Origin of the sequence: Streptomyces umbrinus (assembly GCF_030817415.1) — a bacterium.
GTDB lineage: Bacteria > Actinomycetota > Actinomycetes > Streptomycetales > Streptomycetaceae > Streptomyces > Streptomyces umbrinus_A.
On sequence record NZ_JAUSZI010000002.1, the window covers coordinates 11,139,999 to 11,163,734 of the forward strand.

General features: G+C 71.4%; 19 protein-coding genes. 7 read left to right on the top strand and 12 right to left on the bottom strand.

The features are described 5' to 3' along the window. Nucleotides 1-9 precede the first annotated feature (9 nt). The 5 genes from ligD to QF035_RS49490 all read right to left on the bottom strand — a co-directional run bounded on the left by ligD (nucleotide 10) and on the right by QF035_RS49490 (nucleotide 5,638). A complete protein-coding gene (ligD, locus tag QF035_RS49470; protein WP_307529060.1) occupies nucleotides 10-1,020 on the bottom strand; it encodes a non-homologous end-joining DNA ligase in 1,011 nt (336 codons plus the stop codon). Nucleotides 1,021-1,181: 161 nt separating this feature from the next. Next, nucleotides 1,182-2,612 carry an Nramp family divalent metal transporter gene (locus QF035_RS49475; RefSeq protein WP_307529062.1) on the bottom strand — a complete coding sequence of 477 codons (1,431 nt, stop codon included), beginning with the start codon at nucleotides 2,610-2,612 and terminating at the stop codon, nucleotides 1,182-1,184. Between the two features lie 64 nt (nucleotides 2,613-2,676). Next, nucleotides 2,677-3,627, bottom strand: a complete 951-nt coding sequence (locus QF035_RS49480) for a phosphoglycerate dehydrogenase (protein WP_307529064.1) — start codon at nucleotides 3,625-3,627, stop codon at nucleotides 2,677-2,679. Then, complete coding sequence (locus tag QF035_RS49485) at nucleotides 3,624-4,844, bottom strand: sialidase family protein (protein WP_307529066.1); 1,221 nt, start codon at nucleotides 4,842-4,844, stop codon at nucleotides 3,624-3,626. The genes QF035_RS49480 and QF035_RS49485 overlap by 4 nt, the downstream gene beginning before the upstream one ends. Next, nucleotides 4,841-5,638 (bottom strand): HpcH/HpaI aldolase family protein, encoded by a 798-nt coding sequence (locus tag QF035_RS49490; RefSeq protein ID WP_307529068.1) that lies wholly within the window; start codon nucleotides 5,636-5,638, stop codon nucleotides 4,841-4,843. The genes QF035_RS49485 and QF035_RS49490 overlap by 4 nt, the downstream gene beginning before the upstream one ends. A 211-nt stretch (nucleotides 5,639-5,849) precedes the next feature. Here QF035_RS49490 and QF035_RS49495 point away from each other — a divergent pair, with 211 nt between their 5' ends. Next, on the top strand, nucleotides 5,850-7,052 hold the full coding sequence (locus QF035_RS49495; RefSeq protein WP_307519482.1) for an IS110 family transposase: 1,203 nt from the start codon (nucleotides 5,850-5,852) through the stop codon (nucleotides 7,050-7,052). A gap of 197 nt (nucleotides 7,053-7,249) precedes the next feature. Here QF035_RS49495 and QF035_RS49500 read toward each other — a convergent pair whose 3' ends face one another. From QF035_RS49500 to QF035_RS49525, 6 genes are read right to left on the bottom strand one after another with little or no spacing between them, the layout of a single operon-like run. Further along, nucleotides 7,250-8,230, bottom strand: a complete 981-nt coding sequence (locus tag QF035_RS49500; protein ID WP_307529070.1) for an aldo/keto reductase — start codon at nucleotides 8,228-8,230, stop codon at nucleotides 7,250-7,252. Next, complete coding sequence (locus tag QF035_RS49505; RefSeq protein ID WP_307529072.1) at nucleotides 8,227-9,198, bottom strand: ATP-binding cassette domain-containing protein; 972 nt, start codon at nucleotides 9,196-9,198, stop codon at nucleotides 8,227-8,229. Before QF035_RS49505 ends, QF035_RS49500 begins: the two co-directional genes overlap by 4 nt. After that, a complete protein-coding gene (locus QF035_RS49510; RefSeq protein WP_307529074.1) occupies nucleotides 9,195-10,055 on the bottom strand; it encodes an ABC transporter ATP-binding protein in 861 nt (286 codons plus the stop codon). The genes QF035_RS49505 and QF035_RS49510 overlap by 4 nt, the downstream gene beginning before the upstream one ends. Nucleotides 10,056-10,058: 3 nt before the next feature. Further along, nucleotides 10,059-10,970, bottom strand: coding sequence for an ABC transporter permease (locus QF035_RS49515; protein WP_307529075.1), 912 nt, complete (start codon nucleotides 10,968-10,970; stop codon nucleotides 10,059-10,061). Nucleotides 10,971-10,973: 3 nt separating this feature from the next. Further along, nucleotides 10,974-11,903, bottom strand: a complete 930-nt coding sequence (locus QF035_RS49520; protein ID WP_307529077.1) for an ABC transporter permease — start codon at nucleotides 11,901-11,903, stop codon at nucleotides 10,974-10,976. 3 nt (nucleotides 11,904-11,906) lie between these two features. Next, the gene (locus QF035_RS49525; RefSeq protein ID WP_307529078.1) at nucleotides 11,907-13,493 is read right to left on the bottom strand and encodes an ABC transporter substrate-binding protein; all 1,587 of its coding nucleotides are present in this window, start codon (nucleotides 13,491-13,493) and stop codon (nucleotides 11,907-11,909) included. A 212-nt stretch (nucleotides 13,494-13,705) separates the two neighbouring features. Between QF035_RS49525 and QF035_RS49530 the strand changes: the two genes are divergently transcribed. The 4 genes from QF035_RS49530 (at nucleotide 13,706) to QF035_RS49545 (ending at nucleotide 18,626) form a co-directional block, all read left to right on the top strand. Next, on the top strand, nucleotides 13,706-15,124 hold the full coding sequence (locus QF035_RS49530) for a four-carbon acid sugar kinase family protein (RefSeq protein WP_307529080.1): 1,419 nt from the start codon (nucleotides 13,706-13,708) through the stop codon (nucleotides 15,122-15,124). Then, complete coding sequence (gene pdxA, locus QF035_RS49535; RefSeq protein ID WP_307529082.1) at nucleotides 15,121-16,176, top strand: 4-hydroxythreonine-4-phosphate dehydrogenase PdxA; 1,056 nt, start codon at nucleotides 15,121-15,123, stop codon at nucleotides 16,174-16,176. The genes QF035_RS49530 and pdxA overlap by 4 nt, the downstream gene beginning before the upstream one ends. 43 nt (nucleotides 16,177-16,219) lie before the next feature. Next, nucleotides 16,220-17,005: a DeoR/GlpR family DNA-binding transcription regulator gene (locus tag QF035_RS49540; protein WP_307529084.1), complete on the top strand. Its 786-nt coding sequence runs from the start codon at nucleotides 16,220-16,222 to the stop codon at nucleotides 17,003-17,005. 142 nt (nucleotides 17,006-17,147) lie between these two features. Beyond that, entirely contained in the window at nucleotides 17,148-18,626 is a 1,479-nt protein-coding gene (locus tag QF035_RS49545; RefSeq protein WP_307529086.1) for an aminotransferase class V-fold PLP-dependent enzyme, read from the top strand. 19 nt (nucleotides 18,627-18,645) lie between these two features. Here QF035_RS49545 and QF035_RS49550 read toward each other — a convergent pair whose 3' ends face one another. Further along, entirely contained in the window at nucleotides 18,646-20,370 is a 1,725-nt protein-coding gene (locus tag QF035_RS49550) for an ATP-binding cassette domain-containing protein (RefSeq protein ID WP_307529088.1), read from the bottom strand. A gap of 180 nt (nucleotides 20,371-20,550) precedes the next feature. Here QF035_RS49550 and QF035_RS49555 point away from each other — a divergent pair, with 180 nt between their 5' ends. Continuing rightward, on the top strand, nucleotides 20,551-21,735 hold the full coding sequence (locus QF035_RS49555) for an ROK family transcriptional regulator (protein WP_307529090.1): 1,185 nt from the start codon (nucleotides 20,551-20,553) through the stop codon (nucleotides 21,733-21,735). A 143-nt stretch (nucleotides 21,736-21,878) separates the two neighbouring features. After that, on the top strand, nucleotides 21,879-23,723 hold the full coding sequence (locus tag QF035_RS49560) for an alpha-galactosidase D (protein WP_307529092.1): 1,845 nt from the start codon (nucleotides 21,879-21,881) through the stop codon (nucleotides 23,721-23,723). The last annotated feature ends 13 nt before the right edge of the window (nucleotides 23,724-23,736 follow it).

The window sequence follows — 23,736 nt, forward strand, 5'->3', positions numbered from 1 at the left end:
TCCGGTCGCTCAGGCGGTGGGCCGCTCGCGCACGATGTCCCGTGCCCTCTTGTCGTCGCGCACCCCCAGGAACCGCGGATGCCGCAGCATGCCGTCCCGGGTCCACTCCGTGAACGCGACCTGCGCGACCAGCCTCGGCTCCACCCAGCGGGCGCCCGCCTCACGCACCCGGTCGCTGAACGGCGATGCGGGGACGCGGAGTTCGTCGAGGACTCCGCGCAGCCCGAGGAGCGTACGACGGTCGAAGCCCGTGCCCACCTTGCCCGCGTACCGCAGCCGGTCCGCTTCGTAGTGGCCGAGCAGCAGCGCGCCGAAACCGGCCCGGGTGCCACCCCCTTCGGTGAAGCCGCCGATCACGAACTCCTGCGCCCGGGAACACTTCAGCTTGAGCCAGTCCGGTGAACGGCGGGGCTGGTAAAGGCTCTTCGCCCGTTTCGCGATGAGCCCCTCCCAGCCCCGGGCACACGCGTCGGCCAGCAGCTCGGCCCCGCCCTCGTTGCGATGCGTCGTCATGCGCAGCGGAGCACGGTAGGTCAGGGTCCGTCGGAGCAGCGACTTGCGCGCACGCAACGGCAGCCGTGTCAGGTCCGCGCCCTCCAGACGGAGCACATCGAACATGTAGTACGTCACGGCGACGCCGCTCGCCTCGATGTCCCGGCGCCGGGTGAGCCCCATGCGCTGCTGGAGGCGGGAGAAGTCGGTGCGGCTGCGGGAGAAGGCGACGATCTCGCCGTCGACGGTGAAGTCCGTGCACGACTGTGCGGCGAGCGCCTCGACGATCTCCGGGTAGGTGTCGTCGAGGCGGTTGCCGGCGCGGGAGAGGAGCAGCGTCCGCCCGTTCTCCCGGACCGCCAGGACCCGGACCCCGTCCAGCTTCCGTTCGAAGAGCCACTCGCCGGGGAAGTCGCGCCGGTCGCTCAGCGTGGCGAGCATCGGCCGGGAGGCCAGCTCGACACCGGGGGGCGCGTCACGGAGCAGCCGTCTGTGGTGGTCGGGCAACGAGCCCAGGAGGTCGGTCATCGCCGCTCACCTCTCCCGCGACCCGCCGCTCTCTCCCGCGATCTGCTGCAGGACGCGGCCGCCGCGCGCCGACCAACCCATTCTCCTTCCCCTGGTCAGCGGCGGCCATCGGGAGCTCCGGCCGTCCGTCCTGCGCATTGCTCCGTACGGATCCGGTCGGCTCAGGATCCCGTGAGGCTGATGCCGAAGACGTCCAGGACGCCGTAGACACCGAGGAACACGATCGCCGCGCTGCTGACGGCGAGCGCCACGGTCAGCCATGGGCTGCCCCGGAAGCGCTTCTCGACGCCGGTGGACCGCAGCCGCCACGCCGCGATCACCACGGCGAGCAGGAAGACACCGCCGCCGATGCCACCGATCTGCACCATCAGTACCGGCGACTGCACGAACAGGAAGAACGACGCCCACACCGACGGCAGGCACCAGGTCAGGATCTGGATCGTGCGCCGCCGTACGCGGACGTCGTGCCAGTCGATCACGCCGAGAAGGCCGAGCGTGTTGGTCCACAGCCGTGGCACGCTGGCCGTCGATCCGACGAGCGTCGAGAAGAGCACGGTGAACGCACCGATCAGGAAGAGATACTCGGCCCAGGGACCCATCGTGTCGGTGTAGATGCGGGACAGCGTGGTGATCATCGAGTTGCCCTCGGGCACCAGGTTCTGCGGATGCAGCACGGCCGCCCCGATGACGTAGAACGAGAGCGTGCACAGCGTGCAGACCAGCCAGCCGGCGGCGACGTCAAGACGCATCACCTTCAGCCACCCCTCGGCCCGCCGCGCACGCTCCTCGGTCCCGTCGTCCGGACCCGTCCAGCGGGCGTAGCCCTTCTCGATGCACCAGTAGGTGTACGTCGTCATCTCGTCGGCGCCGACGCCGGTGATCCCGAACATGGCCAGCGCCACCCCGGCCGTGCCCGCGGGTATGAGGAAGCTGAAGCCCTCGCCCAACTCGCCCGTCCCGTAACCGAATTCGGTGAGCGGAAGCCCGAGCGCCAGCGCCACCGTGGCTACGGTGAAGACAACCACGGACGCCACGCACAACTGCTCCACGACGTTGTACTTGCCCGTCCTGAGCAGCGTCACGGCGAGGGCGGTGACGACGACCGTCCACACCGCGAGCGATCGGTAGCTCAGTGCCTCGCCGGTGATCGGCCACATCACGGAGCAGGCGGCCGCCGTGCCGCCGATGATGCCGCCCCGCTGGAACATCTTGGCGAAGTCCATCCCGATCCAGAGCCAGTTGATCCAGCTCACGGGACCGATCCGCGGGCCGACCTCGCGGTAACCCTCAAGCGCGGTACGGCCGTTGAGGATCGTCCAGCGGGCCAGCTCCATCTGCACCCACACCTTCACCCCGGTGCTGATGACGACCAGCCACAGCAGCACGAACCCGGCGCGCGCGCCGAGCGAGGTGGTCACGATGAGCTCGCCCGAGCCGACCACGGCGGCCGACAGGACGAAACCGGGGCCGAGATGGCGCAGCCGCCCGGTGAAGGTGGTCGGCGCCTCGCGGACGTCCTCGGCGCGCAGGGCGTACGGGTCGGGCTCGGTCGGGACGGCGGCGGATGCCGTCCGGGCAGTCGTTTCAGGCATGGCGGGGTCCTTCGAGGTGTCCGGCGTCGTTGCCCGGACTCGGGGACGGGGGAGGGGGGACGGTTCAGTGGGCCGGGCGCAGGGGTTGCCGGCCCGCGAGGACCCGTACGACGTCTTCGGCGATCATCGCGCCCATGGTGCGGTTGGCCTCGTGGCTGCACGCCGCCATGTGCGAGGTGAGCAGGACGTTCGGGGCGGTGCGCAGCGGGCTGTCGCCGAGCGGCTCGTGTGTGAAGGCGTCGAGTGCGGCTCCGCCCAGGTGGCCCTCGACGAGGAGCGCCGCGAGTGCCTCCTCGTCGACGAGCCCGCCCCGGGCGGCGTTCACGAGCAACGCGCCCGGCTTCATGGCGGCGAGCCGGCGGCGGTCCAGGAGCGGGCCCGCGCCGGACGTCGCGGGCAGATGCAGGCTGACGATGTCGGCACGGGCCAGGCAGTCGTCCAGGGAGGCCGGCGTGGCGTCGAGAGCGCGGATGCCGGCGTCGTCGACGTACGGATCGTGCGCGAGGACGGTCATGCCGAAGGCGAGGGCGTAGTTCGTGAGCAGGCGTCCGATGCGGCCGAAGCCCACCACGGCCAGGGTCTTTCCGGCGAGTTCGGGCCCGAACAGCTTGGGCCACTCGCCGTGCGCCACCCGCTGGTGGGAGGCGGTGATGCGGCGGTTGGCGTCCAGGATGAGCCCGAAGGTGAACTCGGCGACAGCCCGTGAGTTGCTGCCGGGCGCGCACACCACGGGGATGCCACGGGCCCGCGCGGCGGCCACGTCGATGGTGTCGACGCCGACACCGTGCTTCGCGATGACCTTGAGCCGGCCGGCCGAGTCGATGACGTCGGCGGTGACGGCGTCCATGCCGACCACCAATGCGTCGGCCGCGCCGATCCGCTCACGCAACTCACTGCCCGGCAGCGCGGTGTTGTCGTACGGGCGCACCGGGCCCGCGCCCGCCTGTTCCAGGATCCGCCAGGGCTCGGGGGAGTGGCGGGAGAAGGTGGGCGTGGTGATGAGCGTCGTCGTCATACGGGGAGCTCCCGGTCCGCCCAGGTGGGGCTCAGGCGGAGGTACTTGATCGTGCGGCGGTGCCGGGTGAACGCGATGTGCAGCGTGCCGTCCGGGGTCTGGACGACGGACGGGTAGGAGAGCTCGCGGTTGAGCCCGTCGCGGGAGTTGTTGGTGAGGCAGTGGCCGTCCCCGGTCTCCAGGTCACGGCGTACGGGCCAGGTCACCCCGCCGTCCGAGGAGATGGAGAGGGTGAGCGGGGCACGGGGGGCGCCCCAGAAGGCGGCTCCCGTCGAGGCGGCTGGAGGGGGTTCGTGGTCGCGGGCCGTCCCGTCACCGGGTTCATGGCCCCCGGTCTCCGTCAATCCCTCCTCGCCTATCTCGTCGTACAGGGAGACGCGGCGTGCGACGGCGTCCGCGGCGCTGCTGTGGTTGTGCACGAGGGCGAGGCGACCGTCGGCCAACGGCGCGTACTGGATCGAGGAGTTGTTGTTCGGCACGTCCAGCGGACGCGGCTCGGTCCAACTCTCCCCGTCGTCGTACGACACGCTCCGGTGCACGGCGTCCGCCCGGCGGCTGCGGAACAGGGCGAGGAGTGAACCGTCAGGCAGCGGGCGGATGTTCATGTGTACGAGTCCGGTCGAGCCCGGCACCGGAACTTCGCGCCAGCTCGTCCCGGTGTCGTCGCTGATCATCACCGAGCTGGTGTCCCGGTCGCCGGACCACGCCTCGCCCGGCGCGGCCACGCAGCGGAAGACGGGAAGCAGCCGGCGGCCCGTGGGCAGCACGGTCACCGGCTGCCGGACGAAGACACCGCCGTCGAAGAGCGTCCGGGACGGGCCCCACGTCACACCCTCGTCGCGGCTGACGCGCAGCCGCACCTCGGCGGTGTCCTGGTGTCCGGCCCGCTGGGCCGTGTGCAGCAGCCACCAGTCGCCGGACGGGTCGATGGACAGCACCGGGTTCTGCTCGGACCGGGCTTCGTCGTGGGACAGCTGTACCGGTGTCGACCAGACGTCACCATCGGGGTCGAGCCGTGAGAACCACACCGAGATGTCCGCGACACCTTCCTGCGTGCCCGCGAACCAGACACAGCCCAGCCCGCCGCCCGGCAGCACGGTGAGATTGGCGGCGTGGTTCTGCACGGCCGGCGCCGACAACTGCGCCTCCGCGCAGCCGGGTTCGGTGGGATGCGGGTGTACGACGCCGTCGGGGGCGAGCGTCGGCTGCGACGTCATCGGACCAGCCCCGAGGCACGCGCGGCGGTGAGGTGCTGACCCGCGGCCTGCTCCAGATGGACGAGATCGCAGGCGACGGTGACATACGTGAAGCCCTCGGCGAGCCGCTTGGCGGCGCTCGCGCCGTCCGCGTTGTGGACGCCGACGGCGATTCCGGCGGCCGCGGCGGCCTCCCGCACCCTGACCAGCGCGGCCTCGAACTCGTCCGCGATCGCGGGGTCGGTCGAGGTGGCACCACCGAGCGCGATGCGCAGGTCGGAGGGGCCGATGTAGACCCCGTCGAGCCCGTCGGTCGCGCAGATCTCGTCCACGTTGGCGAGGCCCTGGGCGGTTTCGATCATCGCGAGGACCACGGTCTGCGCGTGGGCGTCGGCGGGGTTGGGGCCGATGCGCAGGCTCGAACGCATGGGCCCGTACGAGCGCCTGCCGAGAGGCGGATAGCGTACGGCGGCCACCGCGTCGGCGGCGTCCCGCGCGTTGTCGACGAGCGGGACGATGACACCGGCCGCGCCCGCGTCCAGCGCTTTGCCGATCGGCATCGGGTCATTGGCCTCGACCCGGACCAGACCGACGGCGGTCGACCCCTTGGTGTCGATCGCGGTCAGCGAGGCCAGCACGCCCGCGTACTCCAACAGCCCGTGCTGGGCGTCCAGCGCCACATAGTCGTAGCCGAGACGGGCGATGCGCTCGGTCGAGACCGGCGAGTCGAGGACGGACCAGTAGCCGACCAGCGGCTCACGGGCACGCAAGGCGGCCGCGAACGCGGCGGGGGTACCGGGGAAGGGGGTGGACATGGGGGCTCCGTAAGTTGTTAGGCGGCCCGGGAGGGCCGGGTGTGGCTTATGGGTTCTTGCCTTCAGTGGCTTCGAAGGAGTGGCCGCCCGGCTCTCCGGGGCGCCCTGGCTGCTGATTGAGATGTGCGCGCTTCGTGCGGTCGCTGATTACGGAGATGACAGCGGGGTGTTCCTCGGGCCGACGGCATGCCGAACGGCGCGAGGAGGGCGAGTGAGCAAGCGGAGGGCCCAGCTCTGGGCCGGTGTCGACGCGGGCAAGGGCCACCACTGGGCGGCTGTGGTCGATGAGACCGGCGCCACGTTGTGGTCGAAGAAGATCGACAACGACGAGTCGGCGATCCTGGCCGCGCTCGGCGAGATCCTCGATCTGGCGGACGAGGTTCACTGGGCGGTGGACATCTCCGGCACGTCCTCGGCTCTGCTGTTGGCCCTGCTCGCGGCCCACGGCCAGCGGGCCGTCTACGTGCCTGGCCGCACGGTCAACCGCATGTCGGGTGCCTACCGGGGTGAGGCGAAGACCGACGCCCGCGACGCCTACGTCATCGCCGAGACCGCCCGCCACCGCAACGACTTCACCGCCATCGACGTGCCCGCCCAGCTGGCCGCCGACCTCGCGCTGCTGACCGCCCACCGCTCCGACCTGGTGGCCGACCGCGTGCGGATGATCAACCGCCTGCGCGATGTGCTGACCGGCGTCTTCCCCGCGCTGGAGCGGGCCTTCGACTACAGCTCGCACAAAGGCGCGCTGGTCCTGCTGACGGGTTACCAGACCCCGGCCGCCATCCGCCGCCGCGGCCGGGCGAGGCTGACAGCCTGGCTGGCCAACCGCAGCGTGCGCAGCGCCGACGAGGTCGCCGCGACCGCACTGGAGGCGGCACAAGCCCAGCAGACCGCGCTGCCCGGCGAGGACGTCGCCGCGCAGATCGTGGCCGACCTGGCCGGGCAGATCCTGGCCCTGGACGACCGGCTCAAGCGGATCGACAAGCAGATCCGCGACACGTTCCGCGGTCACCCGCAGGCGGAGATCATCGAATCCCTGCCCGGGATGGGCCCGATACTCGGGGCCGAGTTCGTCGTGTCCGCCGGCGACTTGTCGGCCTACGCCGACGCCGGCCACCTGGCGTCGGCGGCCGGGCTGGTGCCCGTCCCGCGTGACTCCGGCCGGCGCACCGGCAACCTTCACCGGCCCAAACGCTACAGCCGCCGCCTGCGACGGGTGTTCTACATGTCCGCGCAGACCAGCATCATCCGCGAGGGACCGAACCGGGACTTCTACCTCAAGAAGCGGGGCGAGGGCTGCAAACACGTCCAGGCCGTCATCGCCCTGGCCCGCCGACGAGCGAGTGTGTTGTGGGCTCTGCTGCGTGACGGACGGGTGTTCACCTCCGCTCCGCCGGTCACGCAGGCGGCTTGACTTCGTCATTGAGACTCCTTCGGGGAGAGCGGGCGGTGAGGTGTTCGGTCGATGTAGAGAGTTGATGTGGAGAGGGGCGGGGACGCGCCCTTTAGGGGCGCGGGGAACTGCGCGACCGGCCACGGACGGCCCGCAGCCGGAGTACCGCACTTCCGGCGGGAGCTTTCAGGTGGCGGCCGGTGTGCCCCACGGAACCGTCACCGGTTGTACGCAGGCATCGGCCCACGCAACCCCACCCCGACCTCGTCACAGGCCGCCATCACATCGGCCGGCAACGGACCGGCCTGCGCGGCGGCGATATTGGCGAGCAGGTGCGACGTCTTCGACCCGCCGAGCAGCAACGCGTCGGTGGAGTCGCGGCTCAGGAGCCAGCGCAGCGCGAGGTCGGTGAGCGGCATACCCGCGGCTTCCGCGACGGCGGCGAGCCGGTCGACAGCGGAGAAAAGACGCTCGTCCCAGTAGCGCTCCCGGTACATCGCGGCGACCCGGGAGTCCCCGAACCTCCCTGATTCCGGGGCCTGTTCGAAGCGGTGTCGACCGGTGAGCAGGCCCCCGCCGAGCGGGTTGTAGACCATCGTGCGCAGGCCGCTGACGGAGGCGTACTCGACGTACTCCTCCTCGATGCGGCGTGCGAGCAGATTGTGCAGCTGCTGGGCGACGACGGGACGCGGCGCGCCCACGTCCTGGGCGATGCGCACGAGTTCGGCGATCTGCCAGGCCGCGTAGTTGGAGACGCCGAGGGCGCGGATCTTGCCCTCGGCGGCGAACTCGGCGACGGTGGCGAGGGTTTCGACGAGCGGTGTCGCGCGGTCGGGCTGGTGGAGATAGAAGAGGTCGACCGAGTCGGTGCCGAGCCGCTTGAGACTGCCCTCCAGGGCGGCCCGTAGCCCGGCGGCGGAGAGCGGGGCGTGCTCGCCCTGGTCGGGATGCGGGATCCCGGCCTTGGTCGCCAGGACCATCCGGTCGCGCCGGCCCGGCAGGAGCCCGGCGAGGATGCGCTCGCTCTCGCCGCCCGCGTAGCCGTTGGCCGTGTCGACGCCGGTGATGCCGGCGTCGAGCGCGGCATCGAGCATGGCCGCCGCTCCGGCGGCGTCCACGGTGTCGCCGAACGTCATGGTGCCGAGGACGAGCCGGGAGAGCGGGACAGGGATGTTCGGCAGGGTGATGCCGGTGGTCACGTGCGGTTTCCTTCCGATGCGGGAGACGTGGGAGAAACGGGAGAGGCAGGTGAAGCAGGAGAAGCGGGAGCCACAGGAGATGGGGAAGACGGGGACGACGCGTCGGGCACGGCAGAAAGCACGGCCCGGGGCTTCACACCCCGGATCGTGGTCGGGTCGAGGGAGGCGCGGCGCAGCGCGCGGGTGTACGGGTCGGCGGGCGAGGCAAGCACGGCGGCCGTCGGTCCCGTCTCCACGACCCGGCCCGCGCGCATCACCACCACCTCGGTGCTGATCTCCCGGACGACACCGAGGTTGTGGGCGATGACGAGATAGGCGATACCGGTGTCCGCCTGCAACTCCCGCAGCAGATCGAGCACTTGGGCCTGTACGGAGACATCGAGGGCGGACGTCGCTTCGTCGCAGACGAGGAGGTCGGGCCGGGACGCGAGGGCCCGCGCGATGCCGACGCGCTGCCGCTGTCCGCCGGAGAACTCGGGCGGCCGCCGTTCCAGGGCCGAGGACGGCAGGCCGACCCGGTCGATCAACTCGGCCGCACGACGGGCGCGTTGGGCCCGGTCGGAGACTCCGGCCATCCGCAGCGGCTCGGCGACGATCTGCTGAGCAGTGAGATGGGGATCCAGCGAGCCGTACGGATCCTGGAAGACCATCTGGACCCGCCGTCGCAGCGGACGCAGTCGCCGCTCGGGGAGCGCCGCGATGTCGGTGCCGTCCAGGACGATCCGGCCGCTCACCGGCTTGAGCAGCCGGACGAGGGCCCGGGCGAGGGTCGACTTGCCGCAGCCGGACTCGCCCACCACGGCGAGCGAACCTCCGCGCGACACCTGGAAGTCGACCCCGTCGACAGCCTTGAACGGGCCCCGCGCGGTGGCGTACTCGACGACGAGGTCCTCGACGGAGAGCAGCGGCCCGGCCGCCGAGGCGCTGCCATCGGTGGTTCCGTCGGCCACGGCGGTGTTGTCGGTCATGATGCTGCTCCCTGCGCCAGGGGTTCGGTCCGCCCGTCGCCGTCCTCGTCCTCGTCCCACGCGCCGAGACGCGGTACGGCGGCGAGCAGCTCACGGGTGTACGGCTCGGCCGGCCGCTCGACGATCTCCTCGGCGGAGCCCGACTCGACGAACCGCCCGTCCTTCATCACATGGATACGGTCGGAGACGAGCCGTGCCACCCCGAGGTCGTGCGTGATCATCAACATCCCGATGCCGGTGTGTTCCTGAAGCTCCATCAGCAGATCGAGGACGCTCGCCTGCACGGTGGCGTCCAGCGCGGAGGTGGGCTCGTCCGCCACCAGCAGCTCCGGTTCGGCGGCGAGCGCGGTCGCGATGAGGATGCGCTGCAGCATGCCGCCGGAGAACTGGTGGGGATACGCCTTCCAGCGGGTCTCAGGATCGAAGATGCGCACCCGCCCCAGAAGCTCGACTCCCTTGTCCCGGGCCTCGGTTCGGGTCAGCTCCGGGTGGCGCAGCCGCAGTGCGTCGCCCAGCTGACGGCCGATGGTGTGCACGGGACTGAGGGCTGTCATCGGATCCTGCGGGATCAGCGACGCGGTTCGCCCGCGCACCGCACGCGCGGCGTCCGGATCGGCCACGACGTCCCGTCCGGCGATCCGGACGCTCCCCGACAGCACGGCGAGGCCCTCGGGCAGCAGCCGCAGCACGCCCATCGCCGTGGTCGACTTCCCCGACCCCGACTCACCGATCAGGGTGACGGTCTCGCCCCGGCGGACGGTGAACGTCACCCCGTCGACAGCGCGCACCACGCCCTGGCCGGTGATGAGTTCGACCTGCAGGTCCGCCACGTCGAGCAGCGGTGTGTCCTCGGCCATGGCTCAGGCTCCCTTCCGCAGGCGGGCACGCGACCCGGTGCGCGTACGGTCCCGAAGCCCGTCCCCGAGCAGGTTGACCCCGACCACCAGCACCACGATGACAAGTCCCGGCAGAGTCACGAGCCACCAAGAGGTGGTGATGTAGTCCTGGCCGTCCGAGATGATCCGGCCCCAGGTCGCGAACGGCCGCTGCGGGCCCGCACCCAGGAAGCTGAGCGCGCTCTCCAGCAGCACCGCCTGCGCGAGCAGCAGCAGGACGACGAGGCTCGCCGGGCGGACGACGTTGGGGATCACATGCCGTACGAGGACCGACCAGGAGCGCAGTCCGAGGACGCGCGCGGCGGCGACGTACGGTTTCTCGCGCTCGACGAGGACGAGTGAGCGGGTCAGCCGGGCCACCTCCGGCCACTGCGCGACCGCGATCACACAGGTGATGACGGTGACGGACGGCCCGAACAGGGCGACCACGAGAAGCAGCATCATCAGCAGGGGCAGGGCGAGTTGGGCCTCCAGGAACCGGGAGACGAGCGCGTCGACCCAGCCGCCGAAGAACCCGGCCGCCGAGCCGGCCGCGATGCCGATGAGACCGGAGACCAGCACGGCGAGTACGCCGACGGTCAGGGAGACCTGGCCGCCGTGCAGAACCCGCGACAGCAGATCGCGGCCCAACTGGTCGGTTCCGAACAGATGACCCTCGCTCAGCGGCGGCAGCCTGCGCCGCGAGAGGTCCTGGGCGTTCGCCCCGGGCAGCGGCAGCAGTCCGGCGAGGGCGACGGGCAGGACGACGAGCGCGGTGCAGGCGCCTCCGGCCCACAGCTTGAAACGGGCGCCGCGCCGCTGCCGGGTCGCGGTGGCCCGGGCGAGGTCGCGGGCGGTGACGGCACTGGGCCGCCCGGTGCCTACGGCGGTACTCATGGCTCAGGCCGCCTTTCCGAGGCGTACCCGCGGATCGAGCAGCGGATAGGCCAGGTCGACGAGGAGTTGGACGAGAATCGCGAGGGTCGCGGTGACCAGCACGGTGGCCTGGATGAGCGGATAGTCGCGGGTCTCCAGAGCGCGGACGACGAGAGAGCCGACCCCCGGCCAGCCGAAGACGACCTCGACCACCACCACACCGTTCAACAGGGCCGCGAAGCGCGTACCGAGCGCGGTGACCAGTGGCACCGAGGAGTTCGCGAGCGCGTAGCGCCAGGTCAGCGTGGACTCGGAGACGCCCCGGGAGCGGGCGACGGTGACGTACGAAGAAGCCAGGGCGGTGGACATCTCGCGGCGCACCAGCCGTGAGATCAGGGCGAGTTGGAGAACGGCCACGGTCACCGTCGGCAGCACCAGACCGCTCCACGAGGTGAAGCCGGACGCGGGAAGCACCGGCACCAGCACCGCGAAGACGGTCAGCAGCATCACTCCGGTCCAGAAGTCCGGCATCGACTGACCGGCGATGGTCAGCACGTTCGCGCCCAACTCCCTGCGCGTGTCGGCGCGGCGGGCCATCCACACACCGAGCGGCACGGCGACCAGTGTCGTGACCGCGATGGCGGAGACGGCCAGCGTGATGGTGTACGGCATCCGGTCCAGGACCACGTCGAGTGCGGGGGAGCGGAAGGAGTAACTCGTACCGAGGTCCCCGGTGAACAGGTCGCGGACGAAGTACCCGTACTGGACGAACAGCGGCTCGTCGAGGCCGAACTGCTCGCGGATGCGGGCGAGATCGGCACTGGTCGCGCTGGGCGCGGCGTACGCGGAGGCGGGATCGCCGGGCGCGAGCCGTACCAGCAGGAAGACGGTGGTGAGCGTGAGGAACACGGTCAGCAGGCTCTGCCCGATGCGGCGGGCGAGATACGTCGGCACGGCTCAGCCCTCCAGCCGTACGGCGGTCAGGTCATAGGAGTTGACCGGCTGGAGCGCCAGGCCCTGGACGCGGTCGCGGCGCGCGAGCAATGTCTTGGGCGCGAACGCCCACAGGCTGGGCCAGGTGTCCCAGACGGCGTGCTGGAGCGCGGCCAGTTTCCTGTCGCGTTCGGCGGCGTCCGTCTCGGTCGCGGCGTCGGAGAGCTGCCGTTCGATGCGCGGGACGACGTAGCCCATGTAGGTGTCCCGGGTGCGTTCCTTCTCGGCCGTGCCCCCGTACATGCCCTGGAGGGAGGTGAGGGCCTGGCCGGTGGTGCCGGGGAAGCCGTTGCCGATGACGTCCCAGTCGCCGCCGCGTCCCTGCCGCCACTTCAGGATGTCGCCGCCGGGCTCGAACTGCCGCAGTGAGGCGCGTACGCCGACGTCCTTGAGCATGTCGACGACGGCCTCCATGACGGAGGTGTCGCCGGCGAACTCGCCCGACTCCCACATGATGGTGATCCGCAGGTCCTCGGCGTCCAGCGACTTCAGGAGCACCTTGGCCCTGCTCGGGTCGTAGGCGTACGTGCCGGTGTGCACCGCCCCTTGGAGTGCGAGCGGCACCACTCCCTCGGCCGCCTCGGCGGAGTCGATGAGGACGTCGCGTATCAGGGACTCGCCGTCGATCGCGTAGGTCAGGGCGTGGCGCACGCGCGCGTCGGCGAGCGGATGTCCTTTGGGTTTGCGGAAGTTGTAGAAGAGCTGGCAGATCCGGACGCCGGGGGTCTCCTGGACGGCGACGCCGGGCAGTCCGGCGAGCTGCTCGGCGGAGTCGGGGGTGAGGGTGTCCACGACGTCCAGTTCGCCGCTGCGCAGGGCGATGACCCGGCTGGACTCCTCGGGCACGAACCGCACCCGGACCTTGTCGACGGGCGGCTGCTTCCCCCAGTAGTCGGTGTTGCGGGCCAGCGTGTACTCGCCGGCACCGCCGTTCGCGCTGACGACGCGGTACGGGCCCGAGCCGAGCCCCGACGGGAGTTCCTCGGGCTTGTTGGCCCTGGCCGGGGTGATGTGGATGTTGGCCATGAGCCGGTCGAGCACCGGCACCGGGCGTTCGGTACGCAGGAGGAACGTCCGCTCGCCGGTGGCCTCGACGGTCGGCATCTCGGGGAAGAGGCCGAGCAGGAACGAGCCGTTGACCTTGCCGTACATACGCAGGGCCGTGTCCACGTCCTCGACGGTGACGGGGCTGCCGTCCGAGTAGCGGATGCCTTCGCGCAGTCGCACGCTCCACGCCGTCGGAGCGGTCATCTCGAACCGGTCGGCGAGCACGAGCCGGGGCTGCAGGTCCGGGCCGATCCAGGTGAGCGCCTGACGTACGGCGCGCTGCACGGTCACCGCGGCGTCGAACTGGTTCAGCTTGTTGTCGAGACTCACGAGGGATCGGTTCAGGCCGAGCGTGAGTGTGCCGGGGCCGGGTGCTCCGGTGGGTCCTGCACAGGCGGACAGCGGACCGAGCGCGACGCCCGTGCCGCCGAGGGCGCCCCAGCGCAGTACGGTCCGGCGGCTGGGCGGTCCGGGCGGGGGAAGGAGGTGAGGAGTTGGGGTCATCGTCGACCTTCTCGGATTCTGGAGGGCGACCGGCTCTCGCTGACGTCGCCCGGACACCGGGCGACGAACAGGTGTCGCGCCGGAAAAGGTGGCACGACTGCGCGAAGTGCGCAAGAGGTCTCGCGCACTTCGCGCAAGCTGTGTCATCATCGGCGCCGAGACCGTCCGCCTGCCCGGACCGTCCGAACAGGTACCCGCCGAAGGAGGTCCGCGTGTCCCGCACCACCCGCACGGTGCTCCTGCCCCGCGTGTTCGCTCTCGCGGACGATCTGTCCGGCGCCGCCGAGACCGCCGCCGCGCTCGGCCTGCGCGGGCGGATCGTGCTGGGCCCCACCACGGCACCGCCGTGCGACGGCGAATCGGTCGTCCTGGACCTGGACACCAGGCAGCTGGCCCCGGAGGACGCGGCGAGCGCGGTACGGGCCGCGCTGGCGTACGCCGACGGAGGCGTGGTGCTGAAGAAGATCGACTCGCTGCTGCGGGGCAACCTCGCCGCCGAGGCGGCCGCCTACGCGACCGGCGCCAGGGGTGTCGTGATCGCGCCCGCTCTGCCCGTGGCCGGCCGTACCGTCCGCGAGGGCGTCGTCAACCTGCACGGCACCGCCCTGCACACGACCGACGCCTGGCGTGCGGAGCGGGGCGCGGCACCCGTATCGGTGGGGGCCGCCCTGGGCGGCGTACCGACACGGGTGGTGCCACTGGCGACGGTGCGCGCGCCCGAGCCCGCGCTGTACGACCGACTTCGGGCGCTCGTCGCCGAGGGGTACCACCCGGTGTGCGACGCCGAGACGGACACCGACCTCGAGGTGATCGCCGAAGCGGCACTCCGACTCGGCCCGGGGATACGGCTGATGGGCACGGGCGGGCTCGCGGCGGCACTCGGACGCAGGCTTGCGAAAGCGGATGCCAGCGGGGCCGGGTTCCCGGGAACGGACGGTGAACGTCCCACGGAGGCCGCCAGGGACCACTCCGCGCGAACCGCGCAGGACCGTTCCACGGAAGCCGACCGGGATCGTTCCACCAGGACGGACACGGCCGGTCCCGCACCGGCCGACGAGGTGTCACCGGCCCCCGACGGCACCCCGACCAGACCCCTGCTGGTGGTGGTCGGTACCGCCGCACCCGCCGCCGTTGCGCAGATCGCGCAACTCGTCGCGGCCGGTGCGCGCCACCTCCCGCTGTCCGCGCACACCCTCACCGACCACTCGACCCGGCCGCCCCTGAACATCCGTACACAAGGCGGCCGCACGCCGGACGGCGTCACCGTCGTCAGTATCGACGGCACCCACGCCGTCGACCCTGGCGCGGCCCGCGGCCTCGCCGCGGGTCTGGCCCACGCGGTCGCCGAGGCGGCGCACGACAGCGACCTCGTCCTGACCGGCGGCGAGACCGCCCGCCGCGTCCTCGACGTACTCGGCATCCGCGAACTCCTGCCGCTCGACCAGATCCACCACGGCGCCGTCCGCTGCCGCACCGCCGACGGCCGCCGTGTCGTCACCCGCCCCGGCAGCTACGGCGGCACCGACTCACTGTTGCGCATCGCCCGCGCACTGCGCCCCGGTCTCGCGCCGCCCTCCGACCAGCCGGTCGCCCCACCCGTCCCGTCCGCCCCGCTAGGAGAACCCACGTGAACGCAGCCCCCACCGCCGCGCCCGCCGAGCAGTCCGGTACCGCCGGACGTCCGCTCCCGATCATCGCGGTGACCATGGGCGACGGCGCCGGCATCGGACCGGAGGTCATCGTCCCGGCCCTGCTGAACGCCGACACCCTGCGCGGCTGCCGCCCCGTCGTCATCGGTGACGCCGAACGCCTCCGCGAGGCGGCCCGCATCCTCGGCGTCACCTGCGACATCGTGCCCGTCGACAGCCCCGCCCAGGCCGAGTTCACGCCCGGGCGCATCAACGTCGTCGACCTCGGCCTGCTCCCGGCCGACCTGCCCTGGGGCGCCCTGTCGGCGAAGGCGGGCGACGCCGCGTACCAGTACATCCGCGTCGCCGCCGAACTCGCCCTGAACGGCGACGTCCACGGCATCTGCACCGCCCCCCTCAACAAGGAGGCCCTGCACGCCGCCGGACACCTCTACCCCGGCCACACCGAACTCCTCGCCCATCTCACCGGCGTCGAGGAGGTGTCGATGATGCTGTCCACGCCCAAGGTGAAGGTCATCCACGTCACCACGCACATCGGTCTGATCGACGCCGTCAACCGGATCGAGCCCGGACTCGTCGAGCGCACCGTGCGCCGCGGCCACGACGCGATGGTGCGCGCAGGCGTCGAGGCGCCCGTGATCGGGGTGTGCGGAATCAACCCGCACGCCGGCGAGAACGGTCTGTTCGGCTACGGCGAGGAGGAGACGAAGATCGTCCCCGCGCTGGAGGTCCTGCGCGCCGACGGCATCGACGCCCGCGGACCGCTCCCCGCCGATACGGCCTTCTACCTCGCCGGACGCGGCGACTACGACCTCATCGTCGCCATGTACCACGACCAGGGCCACGGCCCGGTGAAGGTCCTCGGCATCGAGGCGGGCGTCAACCTCACCGTGGGCCTGCCGGTCATCCGCACCTCCGTCGACCACGGCACCGCCTTCGACATCGCCGGAACCGGCCGCGCCGAGGCCGGTAGCATGGTCGAGGCGCTGCGCCAGGCCGCCGAGATGTCATCCGCTCCGGCCGCCGCCCGCTGACCCCGGCCCGTCGGCACCACAGGACACCAGAGGACAGAGACTGATGTCTGCGATCGGCTCCAAGGCCCGGCGCGACCGGATCGTCCAACTCGCCACCACCACCGGCCTGACCAGCGTGGAGGAACTCTCCCAGCTGTTCGGCGTCACGGCCTCCACCATCCGCCGCGACCTCGCGAAGCTCACCACCGACGGACGGCTCGCCCGTACATACGGCGGCGCGATGGCCCTGTCCGCGCACCCGGAGGCCTCGCTGCGCCAGCGCACCGGCGAGGCCTACGACGCCAAGCGTGCCATCGCCCGCTGGGCGGCGGCCCAGGTCCAGCCGGGCGAGACGCTGCTGCTCGACGCGGGCTCCACGGTCGGCGCGCTCGCACACGAACTGCGTACGGCCAAGGACGTGACCATCGCGACCACCGGACTGACGGCGCTTCAGGAACTCGCCGACGTCGAGACGGTGCACGTCGAGTGCCTCGGTGGCACCCTGAGACCACTCAGTCAGGGCTTCGTCGGCCCGTTGACCGAGGCCGCCCTCGAACGGCTCACCTTCGACCGGGTCTTCCTCGGCACCGACGGAGTCTCGCCCGAACACGGGATCTGCGAGGCCGATCTGCGCCAGACCCGCCTCAAGGAACTCATGGCCCGCCGAGCCGACCACGTCTACGTACTCGCCCACGCGGCCAAGCTGGGCCGCCGCCCCTTCCACGCCTGGGCCACCCTCCCCGAGGGCTGGACCCTGGTCACGGACGGCACGGCCGACCCCGGCATCCTCGCCGAACTGCGCGCACGCGGAGTCACCACCGTCCTGGCCGAGCCCGTCGGCACCCTCTGACCGGGTCGCTCCGGCCCGAACGGCACGATCGCGCCGATTCCCGGCAACCCCTTCCCACCGGGACGAATAGCAGCATGATGTTGGGAGACCGTGCCCGGCCCAGGACTCGGGGACGGGCCGGGCCTCTCATGCGGGAGGATCAGTGGACAAGGCGCAGACCACCGGCCACATACCCGAAGACGACGCCCACGCAGGGGACTTGGCGGACTTACGGAACGAGGACTTCGACTACCTCGACGCCGGCGGGCACACCTACCTCGACCACACAGGAGCGGGCCTTCCGCCGACCTCGCTGGTGCGGGGAAGCGCCGCCCGCATCACCGGCGGACTCTTCGGGAACCCGCACTCCGAGAGCCCCGCCTCCCGCGCCTCGGGAGAACTGCTGTCCCAGGCCCGCCGCGCGGTGCTGAGCCACTTCAACGCGGACCCGGCCGAGTACGCCGTGATCTTCACCGCCAACGCGACCGGCGCGCTGCGACTGGTCGGCGAGGCTTACCCCTTCACCCGCCGCAGCAGGCTGGTGATGTCGCTGGACAACCACAACTCGGTGAACGGCCTGCGGGAGTACGCGCGTTCGCGCGGCGCGACCACCGTGTACGTACCGGTGAGCGGCCCCGGGCTGCGGATGGACGAGCAGCGGCTGAGAGCCGCCCTGCCCGCGCGCGAACGCGGCCCCGGACTAGGCCACGGACCGGGCCTGCGGCGGGGCCGCGCAGGCGAGCGCCCGCACGGCCTGCTCGCCTACCCGGCGCAGAGCAACTTCACCGGCGTCCAGCACCCGCTCACCTGGATCGCGGCGGCCCAGGCACGCGGCTACGACGTGCTGCTCGACGCGGCGGCGTACGTACCGGCCAACACCCTCGACCTGAGCCGGTACCACCCCGACTTCACGGTCGTCAGCTGGTACAAGGTCTTCGGCCACCCCACCGGCGTCGGCAGCCTGATCGCCCGCCGGGACGCGCTCGCCAGGCTGCGACGCCCCTGGTTCTCCGGCGGCACCATCTACGCGGTCAGCGCGCAGGCGCAGTGGCACGTCCTCGCGGACGACGAGGCGGCCTTCGAGGACGGCACGGTCAACTTCCTGTCCGTCCCCGACGTGACGGCCGGGCTGGAGTGGATCGACAACATCGGCATGGACCGCGTGCACGCCCACGTCACCGCGCTGACAGGTCAACTTCTCGCGGGGTTACGGGAGTTGCGCCACAGCGACGGCTCGCCACTGGTCAGGACGTACGGCCCCGTCGACCTTGTGGCCCGTGGCGGAACGGTCGCGCTGAACCTGCTGGGTGCCGACGGCCGTGTCATCGACGAACGGGTCGTCACCCGCGACAGCGCCCGGCGCGGGATCTCGCTGCGCACCGGCTGCTTCTGCAACCCGGGCGCGGGCGAGGCGGCGTTCGCCCTGCCACCGCGCCGACTCCGTTCGGCCGCACGCCACCAAGTCGCCTCCCTGGAGGAGTACTTGGAGCTGCTGCGCCTGCCGTCGGCGGGCGCCGTCCGGATCTCGCTCGGTCTGTCGTCGCAGTCCAGAGACATCGAGACGTTCCTGACGTTCGTACGGGAGACCTACCGGGACCGGGTGCCCGGGGCGGCCGGGCTGGAGGCGAGGGTGGGCTGCTGAGCGATCGACGGGCGCCGGTTCACCTTCCCGCCCGTCCGCGCACCACCCCGTTCCGGCACTTGCGCACCAGCACGGCCCACGTCGCCGCCAGGAACAGCAGGGCGAACCCGGCCAGGATCAGCCAGCCCCGGCTCGCGGGATGGGCGAACGACTCGCCGTACGAGTCCAGCAGCGGCGGTCCCAGCCGGGAGGCCCCGTCGCGCCACAGCGACTCCAGGCCGATACCGCTGCCCAGCGCCTCGAACGCCCACCGGTTGGTCATCGCCCAGCTGATCGCGTCTCCCGCCGCCGTCATCCGGGGCACCGGCACGAACGCCCCCGAGAACAGCACTTGGGGGAAGCAGAGCAGTGGCAGCATCAGGGTCGCCTGCCCCGGGTCCGTCACGGCTGCGGAGGCGAGCAGCCCCAGGGCGAGCGCGGCCGCCGAGGCCAGCACACTCGACACGAACAGCGAGACGTACGTGTCCCAGCCCGCCGCGGGCAGCCGGTCCAGGGCGCGCAGCACGGCGAGGAGCAGGGCGTCCGCCGCGGCCAGTACCGGGAGCATGGTGGTGAGCTTGGACGCCACGTACGGGCCGATCCGCAGCCCGGCCAGCCATTCGCGGCGGAGCACGGGCAGTTCCGTACAGATCTGCAACAGGCCGTACGTCAGCCCGAAGAAGAACGCGCCGAACGCGATCCAGAACATGATCATCGCCGTCGACCCCGGATCCGGGTCCGCCGGATCGAAGGCTCCCGCGCGGAACAGCACCGCGAACATCGCCACGATCATCACGGGCGAACCGGCCAGCACGGCGACCGAGAGCCGGTTGTGCAGCAGCAGAGCCGTTCCGCGGCGGGTGAGCAGCGACCACTGGCGTACGGAGCCGACGTGAGGCCGTGGCCCCGGACGCTCAGGGTGAGCCGTGCCGTCCTCGGACTCCGCGGGCTCTCCAGGTCCAGGGGGCGCCGCGGGTTCGGCACGCGCGCCGTCGGCGACCGCTTCGTACACCTCCTCGACCGTGCCGACCCCGAACTCCCGGCACAGGGCGTTCGGTTCACCCGTGTACGCGACCTGTCCGCCCGGGGCCAGGAACACGACGTCGTCGCCGCGGAGGAGGTCCGCGAGGACATGGGTGGTCAGGACGATGGTGGTGCCTCGCTCCGCGAGGGCACGCAGGGTCCGCAACAGGGCCGCCCCGGTGACCGGATCGAGCCCGGAGGTGGGCTCGTCGAGGAAGAGAGCCCGCGGTCTGGTGAGCAACTCGGCGGCGATGCTTGCCCGTTTGCGTTCGCCGCCGCTCAGCGCGCGGACCGGCGTACCGGCCCGGTGCGCCAGCCCGAGCGTGTCCAGGACCCGGTCGACGGCAGCGGTGACCGACTCGACCGACGTCCCCGGTGGCATCCGCAAACCCGCCGCGTACACCAGCGTCCGGTGCAGCGGGAGGTCGCGGTGCAGGATGTCCTCCTGCGGCACGAACCCGAACTCAGGCCCGGGCGGGCACGGTTGGGCCCCGTCGTGCAGAACGGAACCTTCGCCGGCCGACCGCAGTCCCGCGAGCGTTTCCAGAAGTACCGTCTTGCCCGCGCCGCTGCTGCCGGCGATCACGACGATCCGCCCGGGCGCGGCGTCGAGGGACACGTCGTCCAGCACGCGCCCCGCCCCGCGCACCTCCTGGGTGAGCCGACGCGCCTGGATCCGCAGACCGTCGACCGGGTCGCTGGAAGTGGCAACGGGCGGGCGGGGCCCTGTCGGTATCGGCATGGAGGCAGCATGCCAGGCGACCATGGACTTCAAGCATGAGTGGGAGCGGTGCCCGGCAAATGCCGGTGCGATATCCGGTGATGGGGTGCATCCGTAGGGCCAAAGCGTCAAATCCCCCCTCTTCAAAGGATCCTTGCTTCTTTTATTGACGGCGGAAAAGAACGGACCTAGGTTCCGGGCATGCGCTCGACTCCTGGTACGGAGGCGTTCCCGGCACACACGCCGGCCGCTGCCCAGATCTTCACCACCGTGCTGTCCCACGGCCCGCTCACCCGGTCGGACATGGCCGGCCGCGCCGGCCTTTCGGCGGCCGCGGTCACGAAGGCGGTCCGGCCGCTGATCGAGGCCGGGTACCTGGTGGAGGACGCGGGAGACGAGGCACGCCCGTCCCTGGGACGGCCCGCCAACCCCGTACGGGTGGACGGCGGACGGGCCCTGTTCATCGGTGTCAAGATCACCGGCGACGAGATCATCGCCGTACTGACGGACCTGTGCTGCCGGATCCGCGTCGCCCGGCACGTGCCCCTGGTCGACCGCCAACCGAAGGCCGTGCTCGCCTCGGTCGCAGCTCTCGCGCAGGAACTCCTCGCGGAGGCCGACGGGTTCGGCGTCCGGGTCCAGGGGCTCGGCGTCGCCGTCTCCGGCGATGTGGACCGCGCCGCCGGAGAGGTGCGCTTCTCACCCTTCCTGGAGTGGCGCGACCTTCCCCTCGCCGAACTCATGGAGATGACGACCGGGTTGCCGGTCACCGTCGACAACGACGTCCGGGCCCTGACCGTCGCCGAGCAGTGGTTCGGCGCGGGCGTCGGTCTCTCCGACTTCGCGGTGGTGACGGTCGGTGCGGGCATCGGCTGCGGCCTGGTCGTGCACGGCAAGGTCGTCTCGGGCGCGCACGGAGTGGCCGGCGAGATCGGGCACGTGGTCATCGACCCGACGGGACCGCCGTGCCACTGCGGAAACCGCGGGTGCGCCGAGGCCATCGCCGCGGACCCCGCGATCGTCGCCGCGGTGCGCGAGGCGACCCGCCTGCCGGTGGCCGACGCCGCGCAGGCCGTCGACCTGGCCCGCCGGGGCGACCCCGGAGCCCGCGAGGTGTACGCGCGGGCCGGGGAGGCGATCGGCCGGGCCATCGCGACCGTCGCCAACCTCATGGGCCCCCAGCGCGTGATCATCTCCGGCGAGGGCCTCGCCGCCTACGACCTGTTCGCCGAGCAGATCCGCGACGCCTTCACCGCGTCGGCCTTCGGCACGGCCGCGCAGTGCGACCTGCTGACACGCCCGTTGCCCTTCGACGAGTGGGCGCGCGGAGCCGCGGCCACCGCAATCCAGTCCTTCATCAGCGGTCCGACCCGCGGCCAGGGATGAGCCGCCGCACCTCCTGACGAACCGTCAAGCTCCTTGGCCTCCGAGGAAGTTCCTGCACCACCGGACCGACACATCACTGCCCCACCGCACCAACGCATCACCGCACCCGCGCAGAGCCGAACCCATCACTGGAGGTCCGACCCATGAGGTCATCCTCGTACTCTCCCGGTACCCCCGCCCGTCGCTCCACAAGAGCCGTGCTCGTCGTGGCCCTCACCGCGGCCATGGCGACGACCCTCCCGGCAGCCCAGGCCGCCACCCCCACTGCCACCACTCCCGTGACCATGTCCACCGCCGACGCCGGCGCCGAGGCGGTCGCGGCCAAGCCCTACATGGGCTGGTCGAGCTGGAGCATGCAGTCCTCGAAGTACCCCGGCCTCAACCCGGACGGCGACTACAGCTACCTCACCGAGAAGAACGTCCTCAAGCAGGCGGACGCCCTCGCGGCCAAGCTCAAGCCGTACGGATACGAGTACGTCAACCTCGACGCCGGATGGTGGCGCGCCAAGGACTGGAAGCCCGGGTTCGACGAGTACGCCCGCCAGAAGGCGGACCCGGGCCGCTTCCCGCGTGGCATGAAGCCCGTCGCCGACCACATCCACGGCAAGGGACTCAAGGCGGGCATCTACCTGCCCGTCGGCCTGGAGAAGGAGGCGTACGGGGAGGGCAAGACCCCCATCTGGAACGCCGAGGGCTGCACGACCGCCGACATCGTGTACAGCGACCTGCGCACCACCAACGGCTGGGACAGCGCCTACAAGCTCGACTTCTCCAACTCGTGCGCCCAGAAGTACGTCGACTCGCAGGCCCGGCTCTTCGCCGACTGGGGCTACGACTTCCTCAAGCTCGACGGGGTCGGACCGGGTTCCGGCAAGAACGGCGACCAGTACGACAACGTTGCCGACGTCGCCGCCTGGCAGAAGGCCATCGCCGCCACCGGCCGTTCGATCCACCTGGAGATCTCCTGGTCGCTCGACATCGGCCGGGTCGCCGACTGGAAGAAGTACTCCAACGGCTGGCGCATCGACACCGACGTCGAGTGCTACTGCAACACCCTTGTCAGCTGGGAGAACTCGGTCGACGACCGCTGGGACGACGCCCCCGGCTGGACCCGCCACGCAGGCGCCGGAGGCTGGAACGACCTGGACTCCCTGGACGTCGGCAACGGCCAGATGGACGGCCTCACCAAGGCCGAGCGGCAGAGCTACGCGACCCTGTGGGCCATCGCCAAGTCCCCGCTCTACACCGGTGACGACCTGACCAAGCTCGACTCCTACGGCGTGTCGCTGCTGACCAACCGCGAGGTCATCGCCCTCAACCAGGGCAGCACCCCTCCCGCCCGCCCGGTCACCCCGTCCGACCCCCAGCAGGTGTGGGCGGCCAAGAACGCCGACGGCAGCTACACCGTCGCCCTGTTCAACCTCTCCGACTCTCCCGCCGCCGTCACCGCGGACTGGTCGACCCTCGGCTTCACCGGCAAGGCCTCCGTACGGGACCTGTGGAACCGCGAGAACCTCGGCACGCACACGAGCAAGGTGACGCAGGCCCTGCCCGCCCACGGCTCCCGCCTGTTCACCGTCACCCCGCGCGGCGCCGCGCTCGCCTCGACCGGCTACGAGGCCGAGTCGACCGCCAACACCCTCAGCGGCGACGCCTCCGTCGCCGACTGCTCCGCCTGCTCGGGCGGCAAGAAGGTCGGCAACCTCTACGTCGGCGGCAAGCTCCGCTTCAACGACGTCGTCGTCGCCAAGGCCGGTACGTACATGGTGAAGGTCGGCTACGTCAGCGGTGACGCCCGCTCCATCGCCGTCTCCGCGAACGGAAACGGCGCCAGGCACCACAAGTTCCCCTCCACCGGGGACTGGGGAACCGCCGAGACCGTCAGCGTGCCCGTCACCCTCAAGGCCGGCGCCAACACCATCACCTTCGACAGCGGCACCGGCTACGCCCCGGACATCGACCGCATCGACGTCCCGAAGTCGTCCTGACCGCCGTTCTCAT

Bases quoted from the DNA above. Each gene is read 5' to 3' on its own strand.
- ligD (WP_307529060.1), bottom strand. From the start codon at position 1,020: ATGACCGACCTCCTGGGCTCGTTGCCCGACCACCACAGACGGCTGCTC.
- QF035_RS49475 (WP_307529062.1), bottom strand. From the start codon at position 2,612: ATGCCTGAAACGACTGCCCGGACGGCATCCGCCGCCGTCCCGACCGAG.
- QF035_RS49480 (WP_307529064.1), bottom strand. From the start codon at position 3,627: ATGACGACGACGCTCATCACCACGCCCACCTTCTCCCGCCACTCCCCC.
- QF035_RS49485 (WP_307529066.1), bottom strand. From the start codon at position 4,844: ATGACGTCGCAGCCGACGCTCGCCCCCGACGGCGTCGTACACCCGCAT.
- QF035_RS49490 (WP_307529068.1), bottom strand. From the start codon at position 5,638: ATGTCCACCCCCTTCCCCGGTACCCCCGCCGCGTTCGCGGCCGCCTTG.
- QF035_RS49505 (WP_307529072.1), bottom strand. From the start codon at position 9,198: ATGACCGACAACACCGCCGTGGCCGACGGAACCACCGATGGCAGCGCC.
- QF035_RS49510 (WP_307529074.1), bottom strand. From the start codon at position 10,055: ATGGCCGAGGACACACCGCTGCTCGACGTGGCGGACCTGCAGGTCGAA.
- QF035_RS49515 (WP_307529075.1), bottom strand. From the start codon at position 10,970: ATGAGTACCGCCGTAGGCACCGGGCGGCCCAGTGCCGTCACCGCCCGC.
- QF035_RS49525 (WP_307529078.1), bottom strand. From the start codon at position 13,493: ATGACCCCAACTCCTCACCTCCTTCCCCCGCCCGGACCGCCCAGCCGC.
- QF035_RS49540 (WP_307529084.1), top strand. From the start codon at position 16,220: ATGTCTGCGATCGGCTCCAAGGCCCGGCGCGACCGGATCGTCCAACTC.
- QF035_RS49550 (WP_307529088.1), bottom strand. From the start codon at position 20,370: ATGCCGATACCGACAGGGCCCCGCCCGCCCGTTGCCACTTCCAGCGAC.
- QF035_RS49555 (WP_307529090.1), top strand. From the start codon at position 20,551: ATGCGCTCGACTCCTGGTACGGAGGCGTTCCCGGCACACACGCCGGCC.
- QF035_RS49560 (WP_307529092.1), top strand. From the start codon at position 21,879: ATGAGGTCATCCTCGTACTCTCCCGGTACCCCCGCCCGTCGCTCCACA.